Annotated in this window: 11 protein-coding genes and 1 pseudogene; 4 read left to right on the top strand and 8 right to left on the bottom strand. The window is 57.1% G+C overall.

All coding sequences use genetic code 11. The features are described from left to right. Positions 1 to 31: 31 nt before the first annotated feature. The 8 genes and pseudogenes from P9272_RS27640 to ectB all read right to left on the bottom strand — a co-directional run bounded on the left by P9272_RS27640 (position 32) and on the right by ectB (position 10389). Positions 32 to 1201, bottom strand: coding sequence for a Xaa-Pro peptidase family protein (locus P9272_RS27640; RefSeq protein ID WP_063169356.1), 1170 nt, complete (start codon positions 1199 to 1201; stop codon positions 32 to 34). A gap of 81 nt (positions 1202 to 1282) precedes the next feature. Further along, entirely contained in the window at positions 1283 to 2551 is a 1269-nt protein-coding gene (locus P9272_RS27635) for an acetyl-CoA carboxylase biotin carboxylase subunit family protein (RefSeq protein ID WP_082826583.1), read from the bottom strand. 313 nt (positions 2552 to 2864) lie between these two features. Further along, a complete protein-coding gene (gene panD, locus P9272_RS27630; RefSeq protein WP_063169354.1) occupies positions 2865 to 3308 on the bottom strand; it encodes an aspartate 1-decarboxylase in 444 nt (147 codons plus the stop codon). Between the two features lie 986 nt (positions 3309 to 4294). Next, a pseudogene (locus P9272_RS27625) lies at positions 4295 to 5488 on the bottom strand (IS256 family transposase). 756 nt (positions 5489 to 6244) lie between these two features. Further along, positions 6245 to 6712, bottom strand: coding sequence for a transporter substrate-binding domain-containing protein (locus tag P9272_RS27620; RefSeq protein WP_224571101.1), 468 nt, complete (start codon positions 6710 to 6712; stop codon positions 6245 to 6247). After that, positions 6690 to 7058 (bottom strand): GNAT family N-acetyltransferase, encoded by a 369-nt coding sequence (locus P9272_RS27615; RefSeq protein ID WP_063169352.1) that lies wholly within the window; start codon positions 7056 to 7058, stop codon positions 6690 to 6692. Before P9272_RS27615 ends, P9272_RS27620 begins: the two co-directional genes overlap by 23 nt. A gap of 328 nt (positions 7059 to 7386) precedes the next feature. Then, positions 7387 to 8847, bottom strand: a complete 1461-nt coding sequence (locus P9272_RS27610) for an aldehyde dehydrogenase family protein (RefSeq protein WP_063169351.1) — start codon at positions 8845 to 8847, stop codon at positions 7387 to 7389. 225 nt (positions 8848 to 9072) lie between these two features. Beyond that, a complete protein-coding gene (gene ectB / locus P9272_RS27605; protein WP_063169350.1) occupies positions 9073 to 10389 on the bottom strand; it encodes a diaminobutyrate--2-oxoglutarate transaminase in 1317 nt (438 codons plus the stop codon). 621 nt (positions 10390 to 11010) lie between these two features. Here ectB and P9272_RS27600 point away from each other — a divergent pair. From P9272_RS27600 to ehuB, 4 genes are all read left to right on the top strand, one after another. Beyond that, a complete protein-coding gene (locus tag P9272_RS27600) occupies positions 11011 to 11475 on the top strand; it encodes an Lrp/AsnC family transcriptional regulator (protein WP_063169349.1) in 465 nt (154 codons plus the stop codon). 475 nt (positions 11476 to 11950) lie between these two features. Then, positions 11951 to 13636 carry a GMC family oxidoreductase N-terminal domain-containing protein gene (locus P9272_RS27595; RefSeq protein ID WP_063169348.1) on the top strand — a complete coding sequence of 562 codons (1686 nt, stop codon included), beginning with the start codon at positions 11951 to 11953 and terminating at the stop codon, positions 13634 to 13636. Between the two features lie 770 nt (positions 13637 to 14406). Beyond that, the gene (locus P9272_RS27590) at positions 14407 to 15528 is read left to right on the top strand and encodes an alpha/beta hydrolase (protein ID WP_063169347.1); all 1122 of its coding nucleotides are present in this window, start codon (positions 14407 to 14409) and stop codon (positions 15526 to 15528) included. 224 nt (positions 15529 to 15752) lie between these two features. Beyond that, the gene (gene ehuB, locus P9272_RS27585) at positions 15753 to 16625 is read left to right on the top strand and encodes an ectoine/hydroxyectoine ABC transporter substrate-binding protein EhuB (protein WP_082826582.1); all 873 of its coding nucleotides are present in this window, start codon (positions 15753 to 15755) and stop codon (positions 16623 to 16625) included. Positions 16626 to 16644: the final 19 nt, after the last annotated feature.

Genomic DNA, 16644 nt, shown 5'->3' with positions numbered 1-16644 from the left:
GCGCTGTCGTTATGACAAGCCATATTCTAATTTAGATCTCAAAAATCTTCCGGGGAGCAGTGGTCAGTACCTCGACGCCGGAGTCTGTGACACGGAACGTTTCGCTGATGACGTATCCAAAATCCTCCTCGATCCAATTACCTAACATCAGGTGAAAGGTCATGTTTGGTAGCAACTCTGTCATATCGCCATCCTTAAGGCTTGCGGTCGGCTCCAACCAACCAATGCCGTGTGCATAGCCGCAACGCGTCTCCTTTTTGAGGCCCCGCTTCTCGATGCTGCGATTGAAGGCGTTGGCAACATCGCTGCAAGTCGCTCCTGGCCGTATCGCATCAAGAGCGACCTCAAGGCCGGCGACTTGGATCTCATGCACGCGACGTAGACGATCGGAGGGTGAGCCGATCGTGTAAGTGCGCATAAGCCCAGCACAGTAACCATATCGCGCACCGCCGATTTCGAGATTCACCTGCGATCCATAGCGAAAAACGTCCTCGCTCCACGGAATGTGGCACGTTCCCGTTCGCGGTGATGAACACAAACTTATTCCCTCGATCCCGCTTCCTGGCTTACCGTTTGCGCCGCGCACCAACGTTGCCACAATTTCCGCGCACGCGTCTGCTTCACGCACCCCGGGGCGTATTACCTCAGCAGCGCGTCGAATCGCGGCGTCTGAGATTGCCGCCGCCTCCCGCATTACAGCTATCTCGAGATCTGACTTGATGAGCCTTTTCCAAGTGACCGCCTTAGTAGCATCGACGATCGTGGCACCAGGCAGGCGCATCCTAAACTTTTTCGCCGATTGCGATGGAAGGCAGCATAGCTCGATTCCTATGCCTCGACTCGCGAGGCCGACGTCCTCCAAGTAATCGACTACCGCGTCATAGCCATCCTTGTCAGGATTTCCAATATACGCTTCGGGGTATGCGACGATTTTGTCGCGCTCCATAAAACATTGATGAATGGCTGCCGGCGCATCACAGCGGCGCAGAATGAACGTCGGTTCCTCTTCTCGTATCGAAACCACAACGGCCTGAGGAACATAGGCTGATAGCGCGGTGTACCCCGTGAGATAGGTAATGTTATGTTGGTCGGAAACGACGAGCGCGTCGATATCGCACCGACCCATTTCGAACTTCACCGAGCCGAGCCGGCGAAGGTATTCACTTCTAGGGAATGCCTGGGGTCCCTTGGATATATTCATAAGTTTGAACTCCAGCTATGCTTTTGACAACAAGGCGAGCTATTGCGGGTAAGAGTTCTTATGCTGGCGACGGATCACCTCTCAGTTGGGGGGGAGTCGTGGGGCTGCAGATCGCTCCTGTTCGCCCGACGGCGGTGTGATAGACCAAGCGATTAAGTCGACAGCTCGTTGGAGTATCGCTTCGGTCTGAGCAAGGCTGGGTGAAACGGCGACGACATGTCCTATCCAGTCTCGAAAATCGCCTTTCCTGAAGATCGGCGCGTTGGGTTCAACATACAATTTGATTTCAGCGACACCTGGTACCGCGATCGCCTGACTGCCGCCATCGATCCAATCGAGGGTGCCGTCGCAATCAGCAACTAGGAACCGCGCGGCTGCGGTCTGCAAATGCCTTCTGCGCAAATCCCATTCCTCGCCGACGACAAGCTTGATGTGCTCGGTGACCAGATCGACACCGCTCGCCAGTTGGACCAGTTCAGGCTCAAGCGCACCAGCAAGACGCGGATTCACTTCGATTACAACCGGGCCATGATTAGTCAACCGGAGCTCGATGTTCGTTGGCCCCCAATTAAGGCCAAGAGCTTGCAAGCACCTCAGCGAAACATCAACGATACGGTCATGATCGTCTTCCGCAAGCGGGGCCGGGAAGGTCGTTTCACGGAAGACGAAATGCGGTGGGGGGCCGAAATCAACGGCGACAATCCCAATAACCTCATTGCCCATTATCTCCACGCTATAAAAAGGGCCGCGCGCGAATTCCTCAACCAATATCCTCGGCGAAGACGGCCAGATGTGCTTCCCACCCAACAGATAGGTCGTGTGGTCAGCTAACTCATCGGCGTTGCGGCACAATCGGACACCGATGCTACCGCTGCCGATTGCCGGCTTAACAATTACGGGAAAGCCGATCTCCGCGACAGCGCTTTCTACTTCTGCCACATTCAGCGCCATGCGATAAGCGGGTATCGGAACTCCGGCTTCCGCAAGTAGCTGGCGCTGAGAGAATTTGTCACAGCATCGTTCAATCAATTCGGGGTTGGGTCCCGGTAAGTCGAAATGCCGACATAGTTTGCCAACGGTTGCATAGACCGACTCGTCGATGCCCGAGAAGCCCGTGATACCAGCGATGTCATTGGTCTCACGCAGCCTGGAACATTCGCGAATCAAGGTATCAAGATTGGTTGTATCGACACGGATTGCCTCGCTTCTTTCCGCCGCAAGATACTCGTACTGTGTTGGATCAACTGATAGTGTAATTGGATGAAAGCCAAGACGCCGGGCCGCGTGGATGTATCGTATTCCATTACCTCTTGCATGGCCTTCAACCAGGATGAGAGCTTTCCTTGACATTGGCTGTTCTCCACTCTGCGTTTTTGTCGATAGGTCGTTTTGCCATCGTGGACCTCAGACTTAAAGACAACGATCCAAGGCCAAACATTCCGTGAAATTGGTCGCCTCTACCCGCAGCCGCTGGCTGAAGCTGAAGTTGCCTTTGGCGCAGCAAAATCGTCTTCCCAGATCTGGGCAGAACCGATTGGGCTTGATGGCAACTGACCGAATAGTGGCCGAGTGGGATAATGCACTGTATCGCGTACCAGAGTACTGGGGACGAGTACGCCCTTGACCGGGACCCGGCGCCACGAGCTGTCACCGAAAGGCCCTACTAGGGAGTGAGTTTTAGCGCGTTATCGCCGGGAGAGCCCTCGCGAATCGAGAACGTTATCCTTCCATCGTCGTCTATTGCACCCTCGTAGAACATGTGGTCGCAGATAGAATTATCCCGGTGGAAAGTCAGCACTCGCGGCTTGATCTCCACCATCTGATGCTCCTCGATGTATGCGGAGGAGCAAACGATTATTTCGTCCCCGACCTGACAGGTGCGAGCAGCGGCTCCGTTCAGCACGCAGCAACGAGAACCCCGCTCTCCATAAATCACGTAAGTGCTGATTCGAGCGCCCGATGATTTATTCCAGATTTCAACGAATTCCATTGGAAGGATGCCGGCTTCGTCGCAGTGATCTGGATCCAAAGTTATTGAGCCCCGGTAGTTCAAATTCGCGTCGGTCACAGTTATTCCATGAAGCTTGGCGGCAACAAATTTTCTCATCTACATTTCCTCTCGGCGGTGGGACACTGCGTCGACAAGCGATTGCTGTGTCTTGGTTTCAGGATGGATGGATGGACGTTCTGCGATTTGTCGTATTGTGGTTCTTAGGACAAAATTGATTACTCTGGCGTGGCCAGCACGAGACAGTCAGGCGAAGGCTGGTTGTGGTGGGCGGAGGCATTGCCGGCCGGCTGTCCCCCATTGGTAATGCCATCCGATACAGTTCCGACATGTTCCGTTCCTTTAATTAGTTGTGATTTCAGGTGACTGTGCCAATCGGCCCGTTCAACTGGATCGCACACAAAGTTGCAAACCTCGTGCCAAACTGGCTAATCAGGCCGGAAACAGAAATGCGTGATCTCTTTCAGCTATTTAGGTGAGCAGACCACGGATCGGATCAAGAAGGCACGTCGCGGACGCGACAAAATGTTGAGTGTAGGACGGGTTGAGGTGGCGCCCTTCTGCTGGTGGTCGTGCGGCCGATCTGGGCATCGTTGACTTCTGGCGGCGGGGATGTCGAGGACGCTCGGGTATTGGCTGTTCGGATCTTAGACGCGTGCAGCCTCATGCCTCGAATGCGGCCGTTTTACTTGTCCCAGTCGAGGCCTGCCTAAATGTTTGATCTCAGGTTTTGATGGGGCATCCTTATCTTCCGAATCAAAGGATGCACTATGGGCCAGGTTCTTCATGGGAGCGCCACGACGACAGAGGCGGTCCGTCGGGCGCCCGCTGATCAAGGGTTTGTTTTCAGCGATGGGATGGTCGCGGGGCTTACGCTCCTAAGGACGACCTTAAGAGCCCAGCCTCGCTACCGTGCCATGATCGCGCAAGGCGGCCCTCGCCGGAGGCGTACCCGAGGATCGCCCCTGACCAACAAGGAAAAGCCGGATCGACGCGGTCATGTATCCTCTAAGAGTTGTCATGACGCTTACCTCCTTCAGGTTGTGTGCGTCAAGTTCTGCAAAATGGGGCGGCCACGATGCTGGTCATGCGGCTTGGCGTAGAGCGAGCTTCTTGTGCTCGCGCAGATCGTCCATGTTGATGTAGCGGTTGGCCTCCATCCAGTTCTCGTTGGTCTCGCAGCCAGCGCCCTGACGAGGCGCAGGCAGCTTTCATTGGGGAAGATGCGCATGACATTGGTGCGCCGGCGGATTTCCTCATTGTGCCGTTCAAGCATGTTGGTGCTCTTGAGATGCTTGTGATGCTGGCGCGGCAGGCAAAAGAAGGTCAGCGTGCGCTCGATGGTCTCCTCCACCCAACTCGTCAGTCGCGGATAGCGGCCCGACCATTTGGACAGCCATGCGGCGAGATCGGCCTTGGCCTCGGCGAGATCGCGCCGGTCATTAGAGCCAGCGCAAGTCCTGCAGGCAGTCGGCGCCGTGCTTTCTCGGCAGGTGATCGAGCGCGTTCCTGAGGAAGTGGACGTAGCAGCGCTGCCAGGCGGCTTCGGGGATCACCTCGCCGATCGCCGCGACCAGGCCGGCATGATTGGCGGAGACAACCAGCTCGACGCCCTTGGGGCTGCGCGCCTTCAGCGCGACGAGGAAATCCCTCCAGGCCGAGCGGCTTTCGCGATTGGCCATCTCGACGGCCAGGATCTGGCGCCGGCCGTCCCAGTCGATGCCGACAGCGATCAGCACCGCCTGGCTCATGACGACGCCGGCCTCACGCACCTTCTCTTAGCGCGCATCGAGGATGAGGTAAGGAAACGGCTCTTGAAGGGGGCGCCTGGCAAAGGCAGCGAGGCTCTCGTCCAGCCGCTTGTTGATGGCCGAGATCGACGAGGCCGAGAACGCATGGCCGCACAGCTCTTCCGTGATCGCCTTGACCTTGCGGGTCGACACGCCCTGCACATACATCTCCGCAAGCGTCGCCACCAAGGCCCGCTCCGAACGCTGGTAACGCTCGAGAAGCTCGGTCGAGAAGCGGCCGGCCCGGTCCTGCGGAACCCGCAGCTCAAGCTTGCCGACCCGCGTGACAAGGGTGCGGCCGTAATAACCCGAGCGGTAGCCGAGCCGCTCAGGTGTGCGCTCGCTCTTCGAAGCCCCCAGCGCCTCGTCCATCTCGGCCTCGAGTACCTCCTGCATCACCGCACGGATCACTTCGTGAAGTCCGTCCGGGTCCGAAAGCAGAATGTCTTTGATGGCAGCGCTGCCGGTCTTACTTTCAATCTTGGTCATGGTGGCGTTCCTTCGCGGGAATCGGTGACGTGAACAATCACCAGCCTGCCATGACCGCCCTCTCTCAGCGAATTTGCAGAACTGTCAGCACACACCCTCCTTCATCACAAACCCAACCGAACAACTGGGCAGGTGTTCCAAAAAACGCCGAGTTCCAATAAGGACTCAGGTCCTGGTCCGCTATTGTCACCCCTTCCAAGTCGATGTGTTCGTCACAAATCTTGCGCAATTGAGAAAGGTCGCCCGGGCGTACAACTCTGATTTCCACAGTATTCTCCTGCTTCTCGTTCCGGCACACGTCAGGGGATTTGCTTGCGCAGTTGCCTGATGTGGCAGGTGAGCCAGCCCGCATATTGGCCGTCGTATTGTGGGCCGCGACGCTCACATGTGCGCACCCGATGAAGTGTAGATGTGTTTGTTTCAGGCAATGAGGCGCGTCTTGTGAGCACCGCCACGGTGGACCTGAAATCGCCTCACAGACGCTTGCCCACTGAACACGTCCCCGCCATGACCGGGGACGTGTTAAGGCACATTGCCTTCAGCCTCTGCAGAGGTCAGCGGTCTTGCTGCCGTCCGCAGGTTGTCTTTGCCGTAGCCGTATTTGCCGAATACTGCCATCATTTCGCCAGAGCCAACATAGTCCTGCATACGGCATTGAACGCGTCGACCGCAGCCTGCTCGTTGAGCTCGAAGGCGATAGCAGGATAGTTGGCTGGCGCGATGAACGAATCGGCCAGCTCAAGGCTGTGGTCCTTCTTAACAAGTCCAGTCGCTGTAAAGTAGTCGAGGGCACCGGCGGCGGCGCGACAGCCTGTCCGCCGGCGGTCCGGCGACCTGCATGATTTTGTCGTCGGCGATGCCTGACTTTTTCGCGTCCTGGACCGCGGTGTAGCCTGTATCACTGACGAAGGTGAGTCCCTTGTCACGCACATCCTCATAAGAATGCAGCCCTTCCGGGTTGCCCTTAGGCACCAGCAGTGCGCCTCTCTCCGTAGCGATCGGTTCGCTGAACAGCACGTTGCGGCAGCGCTCCGGCTTGATCCACATGCCGGCCGTGATGAAGTCGAAGCGGCTAGCCTGCAGGCCGGGGACAAGTGAGCCCCATTCGGTTACGACCGGCTCGATTCTATTCTCGTGTTTTTGCGCGACGCACGCAAATGCCAGACAATCCGATCCCCAAATTAATTCCCAGCACCGCAGGTTATTTGGTGTCCGCTTTTTCAACGAGACGCTCCATGAGCGTGCTGTAGGCGACAAAACCGGTGTGAGACCAGAAGGTCTTGCGGCCAGGATTGGTCTCCAGCACGTCGAGGAAAATCCTTGATTTGTTGTGGAAACGAGACCGAATAAGCAGCTCAAGGGTCCTGCAGCCAATCTCCGAACGTCGGTGTTGGCAGCTGACGTAGAATTGCCTCAAAAAGACGCGTTGCCCACTCGGCTCCGCATTGTCTGGCTCCAAACGATGAGTGGCGAGGCCCACAATCTCGCCGTTCTGGCTGAAGAGGTCGACCATCCAAATTTCGCGATTCACCAACTGAATAAACCGCTCCTTGAGTTCTGAAACCGTCATCGGGGTTTCGATGCTTCTCGGCCTCGATCAACTCGCGGTTCAACATTGCCAACTTGTCGAAATCTTCGGCGGCAGCTCTGCGAATCTCAATTGTCTCTGAAGCACTGTGATCCTCTCCTGACCCATGCGACCCACGCAGCGGGCTAGGCAATGCGCTCCTACATGTCCGTGGTGGGTAAAGCCCGTCCGCAGCCAAAAATCCTATGATTAGAGTTGTTCTCGATGACCTCCGATACGGATTCTCTCGCCGGGCTTATTTCGATTTGGTCGAGGTCATTGAATCCTGCATCGCCCGACAGCCGCGCCGTCGGTAGGGATCAGCAAGCGTTCAATTTCCAGATGGTGGCTGCGAGAGGCGGATACCAACGTTTCTCGTCTGAACGTAGCCGTCCAGCGCTTCCTGACCCTTCTCCCTGCCGTAGCCGGACTGGTTTATCCCACCGAACGGTGTTTCCACCCCGCCCACATACCACCCATTCACGTACACTTGACCGGCCCAAAGGCGGTCGGCGGTCCAGAGGGCCCGGTCAATATCCCGCGTGAACACGCCCGCTGCCAGACCGTGAACGGTGTCGTTCGCGAGATTGACGGCCATTCCCGGATTATCGAACGTGGTAACGGCAAGAACAGGACCGAATACTTCTTGCTGGAAGAGATTGCTGTCTCGCGCGACATCGGCAAACACCGTGGCCGCCATAAAGTAACCGCTCCGCTCCGAAAGCGCAGTCCCGCCGGTTACGAGTCGCGCGCCCTGCGAGAGGGCCGTCTGGCAGGCCCGCTCAACTCCTTGTCGTTGGTTTCGGGAGATCAACGGGGTGATGTCGCAGTTTTCGCGTCCTGGACCGACCGACAGTCCTTCGACGCAGACCCTCACTCTTTCCACCAGTTTGTCTGCAATAGAACGTTCCACAATAAGACGTGTAAGGTTGTTGCAATTCTGGCCTGCATTCAGAAAGGTCCCGACGCGTACCGCTTCCACAACGCAGTCGAGGTCGGCATCGGAATACACAACTGCAGCCGACTTTCCGCCCAGTTCCATTATGCAGGGCACGATCCGATCCGCTGCCGTCTTGAGCACCGTCCGCCCAGTAGTAATCGAGCCCGTGAAGACGATGTGGCGAACGTCGGGATGTTCGATCAGCGCCTGGCCTGCCGTTTGGCCGTATCCAGTGAGCACGTTGACCGCTCCGGCAGGCAGCCCCGCTGTCTCACAGGCACGCGCAAGTTCAACTCCGGAAAGGGGAGCTAGTTCCGGCGACTTCACCACGACTGAGTTGCCGGTTGCGATGGCGCAGGCCAGCGAGCGGGCCGTCAGTTCAAGTGGACCATTCCACGGAACGATCTGGGCGGACACGCCGAAGGGACTTCTGACTGTGTAGTTGACCAGGTTGGCCCCGCGCGGGATCGAGCGCCCTTCAAGTTTGTCGGCCAAGCCACCATAGTATCGCAGGTATCTGATGGCGGTCTGAACCTCGCCATCGGCAAGTTCCAATGCCTTCCCCGTCTCCGCGCAGTTAATGGCTGCGATCTCGTCGAAACGCGCTTCAAGGGCGTCGGCAACGCGAAACAACATGCGACCGCGATCATACGGATGCATGTCTATCAGCACGCGGTCGCGAAAAACGCGGTGAGCAGCAGTAACGGCAAGCTCGATGTCTTGGGGTCCTGCTTCAGCTACGACAGCAATCGTTTCGGCGCTCGCCGGGTCATCGACCTCGATGCGTGTGCCGGACACAGAATCCCGCCACTCGCCATCGATATAATTTTTGACTACGTCGTTGCTGGCCATCCAGTCCTCTTTCTTATCGCTCGATTTTCTTCGAATTGGCGCAGCGACAGTGGTCGGCGCCGCAGGAAGAACGGCAACCGTGGTATCGGTCCGGCAGTGAAAGCCCTAGTCTGCCGTTCAGCCGCTCCGAGTTCGCCCACTGCCACATGCCACGGAACGGCCTTCCCGTTCCGTGACTGCGAGCGGCCCGATTTTGGACCTGCTAGTGGCCCGGTGCTTTGTCGGCTAGCGAGCCGCGCCTCCACCGTCGAGGGTAGTCGCTACTGCGCCAATGCTGTCGCGAATGATGGACAGACCACGCCGAAGGTCAGCCTCGGCGATGGTGAGGGCAGTCATGAACTTAAGCACCTCACCGTATGAGCCGGCGATCTCGATCACCAAGCCCCGACGAAAAGCCTCCTGGGAGACCAGACCTGGCAAGGAGTGGTGCTTCGGTGAAACGAGTCCGTACATCAGACCGCGGCCTCGCACGCTCAGGCCGAGGGTGGGGAATTCCTCGGTAATCGCGTTGAGTTCTTGGACCAAGATCGCAGACTTGCGAGCGATCTCATCCTCGAACTTGGAGTCGGACCAGTAAGCTTCGAGGGCCGCACGAGCAGTGACGAAAGCATAGTTGTTGCCTCTGAAGGTCCCGGTGTGTGCGCCCGGGGCCCAGACATCAAGTTCAGGCTTGATGAGAATAAGGGCCATTGGGGTTCCGATCGCCGACAAAGATTTGGACAGGGTAACGATGTCCGGCACAATTGCAGCCGCTTCGAAACTGAAGAAACTGCCCGCGCGACCGACCCCGGCCTGGATGTCATCGAGGATCATCAAGATTCCGTGCCGCGACGTTAGCTCGCGCAGCCGTTGCAGCCAAGTAACGCTCGCAGCATTGATGCCGCCTTCACCTTGGATCCCTTCCAGGATCACCGCGGCAGGTTTGTCGAGGCCACTGTTGGGGTCATTGAGAAGCTTTTCGAAGTAATCGATTGTGTCAACTGACGCCCCCAGGTAGCCTTCGTATGGCAACGATGTCACATGGGCGAGGGGAAACCCGGCAGCGGCCCGGTGCTCCTTGTTTCCCATCGCTGCCAATGCTCCAGCGCTTTCCCCATGGAACGAGTTGGTAAACGAGACGATGTTCGATCTCCCGGTCACCTGGCGAGCCAGTTTTAGACTCGCTTCGACCGCGTTCGTACCTGTGGGGCCGGGAAACTGTAATTTGTATGTCAGACCACGAGGCTTGAGAATGTATCGCTCGAAAGCTTCGATGAAGGCTTTCTTGGCCGTCGTGGCAAGGTCCAGCCCATGCACAATTCCGTCGCGCTCGATATAATCCAGCAGCGCCTTCTTGATGACGGGGTTGTTGTGCCCATAATTCAAAACGCCTGCACCGGCGAAAAAGTCGAGATATTCCCGACCGTCTGCAGCGATGAGAGTGGTCCCGACTCCGCGATCGAATAGGGCGGGGAAGGCGCGGACGTAGCTGCGCACCTCAGACTCCAGGCGATTGAAAACCGCGAGACCTGCATCCATTTCAGGTGCGAATTGCTTGCTCATAGGCGAACTCCTCAATCTGAAGCCTGCAAAGCCAGGCCTCTTCTGCTTTATGAAGTGGCGTGTAGGTGCCGTTGTGAGACAATAGCGCGCTACATTGGGCGCCTTGCGCAAATTCTGAGCGGCGGGATGCAGTAATTATGCGAAATTGCCGGCAGGTTGCATAAGGCCGGCGGTTTGTGTGGCTGCGGTGACGATTTTTCCCAACCACCTCAAGACGGCTGCATTTGATGCAGCAACCGGGGCAGGCGAACCTAGCGCTCGATTCCCTATACACAGATGAGACTCTTGGCAGCGTGAGCCAACGAATGGAAGCCGAAGCGCGGAAATAGAGGTCCCCCCTATCATCATCGTCCAGTCGGCTTAGCGTTTAAGTTCCGAGACGTTTCCTCGGCCGAACTGGGCGCAAGGCCTCGGCTTTTGACCGTCGGCTGCCATTGTCAGTTGGGCGATGGTGGACAGCACTCTTCGGCCAATGGCTATAACTGACGTCGAGGACGATAGCCGACTTTGGTCCCATGCCTGGCCTGATCGTTTGGGCTTCCGTCTGCGCGGGGTTGAGGCTACAGTCGAGTGCATATCGCAGTTTTTCTGCGCAAATTGCAGCTATTCCGGAGAATGACCATGGAATTGGATCGGATAGATCTGAAAATCTTAAGCGCTGTTCAGCGCAACAATCGCCAAACAACGGAAGAATTGGGCCAACTGGCCGGTATATCGCCCACGGCCTGTCAGCGGCGATTGAAGCAGTTGCGACAAATTGGCGTAATTGAGGCTGATGTTGCAATCGTGTCGCCTGAGGCGGTGGGCAGGTCCCTGATGATGCTGGTCTTGGTCGACATTGAGCGCTATCGTTCCGACGTCATCGATCGCTTCAAGCAGTCTCTACAGAAGGCGCCTGAAGTAATGAGCGCGTATGCGGTCACCGGTAACGCCGATTTCGTTCTCCTTCTCTCCGTGCGTGACTTGGCAGAGTACGACGCATTCTCGAGGCGTTTCTTCTTTGATAGCCCGGCTGTTAGAAATTACAGCACGATGATTGTGATGGATCGCACGAAGGTAACCTTGGCGGTGCCAATCGATGTATAGAACGCGCAATCTTACGCGCATTCAACAACTGGTTGATCCGATTCACCGATGACTGGCGCAAGGGTCAGCCGCCTTGCCCGCCGGCCATGATTGGGACGGGAGTTTTCGTACCGCTAAAGCGGCGATGGAGCGCAAGGCGAAGCATCATTCTGCTCCTTACAACGGCCTCGTCAGCGCGATGCTGCAAAAGCACTTCTGGACCTACCGGGCTGCATTCTGATGTATCTCGCGATAGGTTTGTCCCCTTCAGTCGCGATGCGCTTTGTCCACTTAAGTCACGACGCTCCGGCATCGCCTTCAGCCCTGATGGACTGCTGGCAAGGTCATGTTTAAACGTTCCGCCCCGTTGGGAGGCCGCCATAATGCGAATCTCTTAAGAATGCGCTGATTTCCTGCGTCCTGCAAGATAATTGCGCGTTTTTGCTTGCTCGCCGTCTGCTAGATTTTTGCCCGACTCAGACATTTGCGAGTTTGCGTGGTTTTCGATTATATCGTCGTGGGTGGTGGCTCCTCTGGATGCGTGATGGCGAGCAGGCTCTCCGCCTATGGCGCTCGCGTGCTGCTCATTGAAGCTGGCCCTGATACGCCGCCGAATGCCATTCCTGACGACATCCAGGATGGCGACCCAACGCGTGCTTACCTTAATCCCGGTTATCGATGGCAGTCACTCCACGCGACAACGGTGCGAGGTGGCCGCAAGCCTGTCCATTACGAACAGGCGCGCGTCATGGGTGGCGGCTCCAGCATCAATGCCCAAGTCGCCAACCGCGGCGGGCCCGGAGATTACGATGAGTGGGCCTCAAGCGGTGCAACGGGCTGGGGTTGGGAAGACGTGCTGCCCTACTTCCGTCGTCTAGAATGCGATTTGGATTTCGGCGGGGAATTTCATGGCACGAACGGCCCCTTGCCAATCAAACGTGTGCGCCAATCAGACTGGTCGGGCTTCATCCGGGCAATCTCCGATGCTTACGATGCTTTGGGGCTTCATTTCAGGCCAGACTTCAATGGTGCATTCGGTGATGGCTATTCAGTTGTCCCATTGACCAACCGCAATGGTCATCGGGTCTCCTCCGCGATGGCGTACTTACCCGAAACCGTCCGCTCTCGCCGCAATCTAACGATTTTATCCGAAACGACAGTTGCGCGGCTGACCTTTTTGGGAACAACGGTAACGGGGGTCGAGACGGAGAACAAATCGGGCGTGCAATCGTATAGCGCTTCTTGCGTTATCCTGTGCGCAGGAGCACTCCATTCACCCGCCATATTGATGCGCTCCGGGATCGGCCCCGCGAAGGAATTAGTACAATTCGGAATCCCTATCGTTGCAGATTTGAAAGGTGTGGGCCAGAATCTTCAGGAACACCCCACGATTTGCGTTTCGGCCTATTTGAAGCCGGCCGATCGCTTGTCACCCGGCGTGAGCGAATATATTCAGATGCACGCCCGCTACTCGTCGGGTTACGAAGGCTGCCCGTCGACCGATATGGCAATATCGACTGTTGCCAAATCATCCTGGCACCCGCTGGGGAGGCGCCTCGGCACTCTCGCCGTGTGGGTCAATCGCAGCTACTCGACGGGAACTGTGGCGCTCAAGGGTAGTTCGCATAAAATAGAGCCGGAGGTCGATTTCAACTGGTTGAGCGACAAGCGGGACGCCGAGCGCCTCAAGCAGGGCTTTCGCTTCATAGTCCGCCTGCTGCAGCAAGATTCGCTGTCCTCTGTGGCGCTGGACCCGTTTCCGTCAGCGTTGAATGCGCGAGCGAAGCTGGTGAGCAAGGTCACAAGCACAAACTATGCACTCACGTCATTTCTGGCGCTGCTCATGGACGCGTCGCCGCGGCTGCGCCGTGGGCTGATTAGGCGCGTCATAACGGATGGGGATAGCATTTCCGATCTCGTCAACGACGAGAAACATCTGGATCGGTATATTCGCCAGAACGTCATCCCAAGTTGGCATCCGACGTCGACCTGCAGGATGGGGGCAGCCGCGGATCCTGGCGCTGTGACCGATCCGTCGGGACGCGTTCATGGTATTTTGGGTTTGAGGATCGCCGACGCTTCCGTCATGCCATTTTGCCCTCGGGCGAACACAAACATTCCGACGATTATGGTGGCTGAGAAATTGGCCGACACAACCTTGAGAGACGGCAGACGGAGCTAGGCCAGGCGGCATGTACATTCTGCCGGAGCGCTGCCGCAATGTGGTGTTCACCGAGCCGCTTGCTAAGTTCACCGAAGCCCTGCTCATGCCGAATGGCAATCCCAAAAGACCAGCACTCCTTTGACGATATTCGTGATAAGGGCCTAACGCTGGTCACCACCGCCGGTTCCGACACGGTCACGACCGCCAAAGACGCGGGCATTCCGGAGGATCGTGTCATGCAGGTCGCCGGCCAGGCCGAATTCTTGCAGGCAGTGAAGGTCGGCCGCGCGGCGGCGGGGTCGCTAAACTACTTCACGGTAAGGAGCTCGCTGACAAGGTCGACAGCGTTGAAATGGCAGATCCGTTCACCCCGCCGGCTGGGAAGGCCGGCTACCCAAGTCTCGCCTTCCTGCCCAATCAGCAGGCGGTCGATGCCTTCAACGAGGTATTGAATACTTATATCGGCTCCGACCAAATGATGCAGTCGGTCAAAATACGGCTACACCAAAATCAATCTGCCGGACGGCACCAAGACCGGCGACCTGTGCAAGGGTTGAAATCTTGCGGGGAATGCCACCCATGCACCTAAAAGGCTCCCGGCCGCAGTGGCTGGGCGACGACAGAGCAAAGTGACAAGACGCGAGGCTCCGGGGTGCCGATTTCCGGTATTCAGACGAGATAGTTCGGCAACGTGGCATGTGAGGCTGCTACGCTCAGGAGTGAGCAATGGCAGTCCATCTCGCATGTCGCAATGCCGACCTGATGCCCCTCCTTTTGCCGAGGAACCGATGATCACCAAGCATCGCGTATCGGTTGATGGTGTCGAGACATCGTACTGCGAGAACGGAGCTGGTAGGCCGATTGTTTTCCTGCAGGGGGCGGGCTTCCGTGCAGAGGCTAAGAGTTCCTTTGTTCGGCAGCTGAACGGGCTATCCGATCAATTTACGGTAGTAGCGATTGATCAACTCCATTTTGGGGGAACGGATTATCCTGCTGACTGCAAATACATTAACCGGCTCGGTCGTGTGAATCATGTAATTAGCTTCCTCCAACAACTGGGTTTGAAGCAGATCACGCTAGTCGGCCATTCAGAAGGATCATTCGTCGACGCGCGGGTCGCGATCGTGCGTCCCGATCTTGTTTCTAAGCTTGTCCTGCTGACCGCTAACTCCGTGTCGCCGGCGTTCGGAGATGACCGTGACGAAGCTTGGCTGGAGGCCTGCCGGCAGGCTTACGGCTGTTCCGGCCCGATGCCGAGCGAAGAGGAATACATCACCGCACGGCGGAAAAGCTGCCGCGCCCACGGGCAGGATGTGGAATGCGCCGAGCGAGAAGCCTATCGGCGGGCCGCGGCTCGGGGACAATGGGAGATCTGGCAGAGATTGCCGGAAGACGAGACAAACCTGCATCGTTATCCACTGCTGCAGCAGAAGTATATCTTCCCCTACCTTGATCAGCTTCAGGCCCAGACGTTGATCATCTGGTCCAAGAACGACCCTACCGCGACGCCGGAGCAAGGGATCAACCTGGCGAAGCTGATCAGGAATTCAGATTTCCATCTGCTCAATAATGCCGGCGATTCCGTCCAGGTTGATCCGGAGCGAAGCCGTGAACAGACTCATCCGTCAATGGCACGAATGATCAACTGTGACGGGAACAATGCTCGGGCCAGCGTCTCCGAGGCGAATCTCTCAGCGGCGTGTCGCATACGACGAACTTGTGCCCTGCCATGGCAACAAGGGCATAGCCCAGGCGGTGGCGCCCATCCAACCGGGCAGGGCAGGAGTCATGCAAGACGTGGTGTGCCTCAGTTGGCCATACCACAGCTCGCGATTGTTCACTTCCAACGAACCACGGGGATGACGGAAATGTGCGTATGCACCCAAAAATCACCGAATTTCTGCGAATAACTTGCATTTCTCGCACAAAGCACCACAGCTGCGCTGCTACGCTCACGAAGCATGCACAAGTGGCGTAGCAAAGGATCGACTGGAGGAATCTATACCTAAGTGGGGACCCTGCAGCTCACACGATGATGGGAACCGCCGGACTACAAGCTCAACAAATGATGCAATGGTCTTTTCCCGAGGCATATCGGGAGACCATCGGCGATGCGAAAACGGAGGACTAACCAGTGGTCAAGTGGAAACTCGACGAATGCTTTAAGGCTGCAATCTTGAAGAGGATTGCCGCGCTCGGCCTGGCGGCGATGACAATCTCGTCCTTTGCCGGTTCGGCCTCGGCGGAGTCGCTGCTCGATAAGATTAAGAACGGAGAAACGATCCGTCTTGGCTTCACCAATGAGCCTCCCAGTGCCTATCCTGGTGCGAACAACGAGCCGCTTGGCCTGGTCAATGTGATGACACTGGACGTTCTGAGAAAGATGGGAACGACCAAAATCGAGCCGGTCGTAACCGATTGGGGTTCCCTTGTCCCGGGCCTCCAGGCTGGTCGCTTTGACATCATCACGGGCGGCATGTGGATTAAGCCGGAGCGGTGCCGCAACGTCCTGTTCAGCGAACCGATCGCATCGAGCAATGATTCGATGATCGTGCCGAAGGGCAATCCGGAAGCGCTGCATTCCCTCCATGACGCTCAGAAGAAGGGGCTTACCCTGGCCATCATGACGGGTACCACCGCAGTCGAGCAGGCGAAGAAATTAGGTTTCCCTGACGACAAGGTTATGCAGGTCGCCGGACCGCCCGAGGTCGTACAGGCTGTAAAGGCCGGCCGCGCCGCTGCCGGCTCGCTCTATAGTCTGAACGCGACGACTCTTGCCGAGCAGGATCCCAGCATTGAGGTGGCTGACCCGTATACCCCGCCGGGACCGAATGAACATCCCGCCATAGCCTTCCCGCTCAGCGAACAGGCTGCGGTAGACGCGTTCAATGCTGTGTTGAAAGACTATATTGGCTCTGACGAAATGATGGCCGCGGTCGGCAAATATGGTTACACCAAACGCGATCTCCCGGATGGCAGCAAGACCGCTGATCTTTGCAAGGGCTGAAGCTATGCGTCTGACCGCT

Origin of the sequence: Mesorhizobium sp. WSM4976 (assembly GCF_029625685.1) — a bacterium.
Classification (GTDB): Bacteria; Pseudomonadota; Alphaproteobacteria; order Rhizobiales; family Rhizobiaceae; genus Mesorhizobium.
This window is presented reverse-complemented; position numbering and strand designations above follow the sequence as displayed.

Coding starts and splice junctions, on each gene's coding strand:
- P9272_RS27640 (WP_063169356.1), bottom strand. CDS start 1,201: ATGAATATATCCAAGGGACCCCAGGCATTCCCTAGAAGTGAATACCTT.
- P9272_RS27635 (WP_082826583.1), bottom strand. CDS start 2,551: ATGTCAAGGAAAGCTCTCATCCTGGTTGAAGGCCATGCAAGAGGTAAT.
- panD (WP_063169354.1), bottom strand. CDS start 3,308: ATGAGAAAATTTGTTGCCGCCAAGCTTCATGGAATAACTGTGACCGAC.
- P9272_RS27615 (WP_063169352.1), bottom strand. CDS start 7,058: ATGACGGTTTCAGAACTCAAGGAGCGGTTTATTCAGTTGGTGAATCGC.
- P9272_RS27610 (WP_063169351.1), bottom strand. CDS start 8,847: ATGGCCAGCAACGACGTAGTCAAAAATTATATCGATGGCGAGTGGCGG.
- ectB (WP_063169350.1), bottom strand. CDS start 10,389: ATGAGCAAGCAATTCGCACCTGAAATGGATGCAGGTCTCGCGGTTTTC.
- P9272_RS27600 (WP_063169349.1), top strand. CDS start 11,011: ATGGAATTGGATCGGATAGATCTGAAAATCTTAAGCGCTGTTCAGCGC.
- P9272_RS27590 (WP_063169347.1), top strand. CDS start 14,407: ATGATCACCAAGCATCGCGTATCGGTTGATGGTGTCGAGACATCGTAC.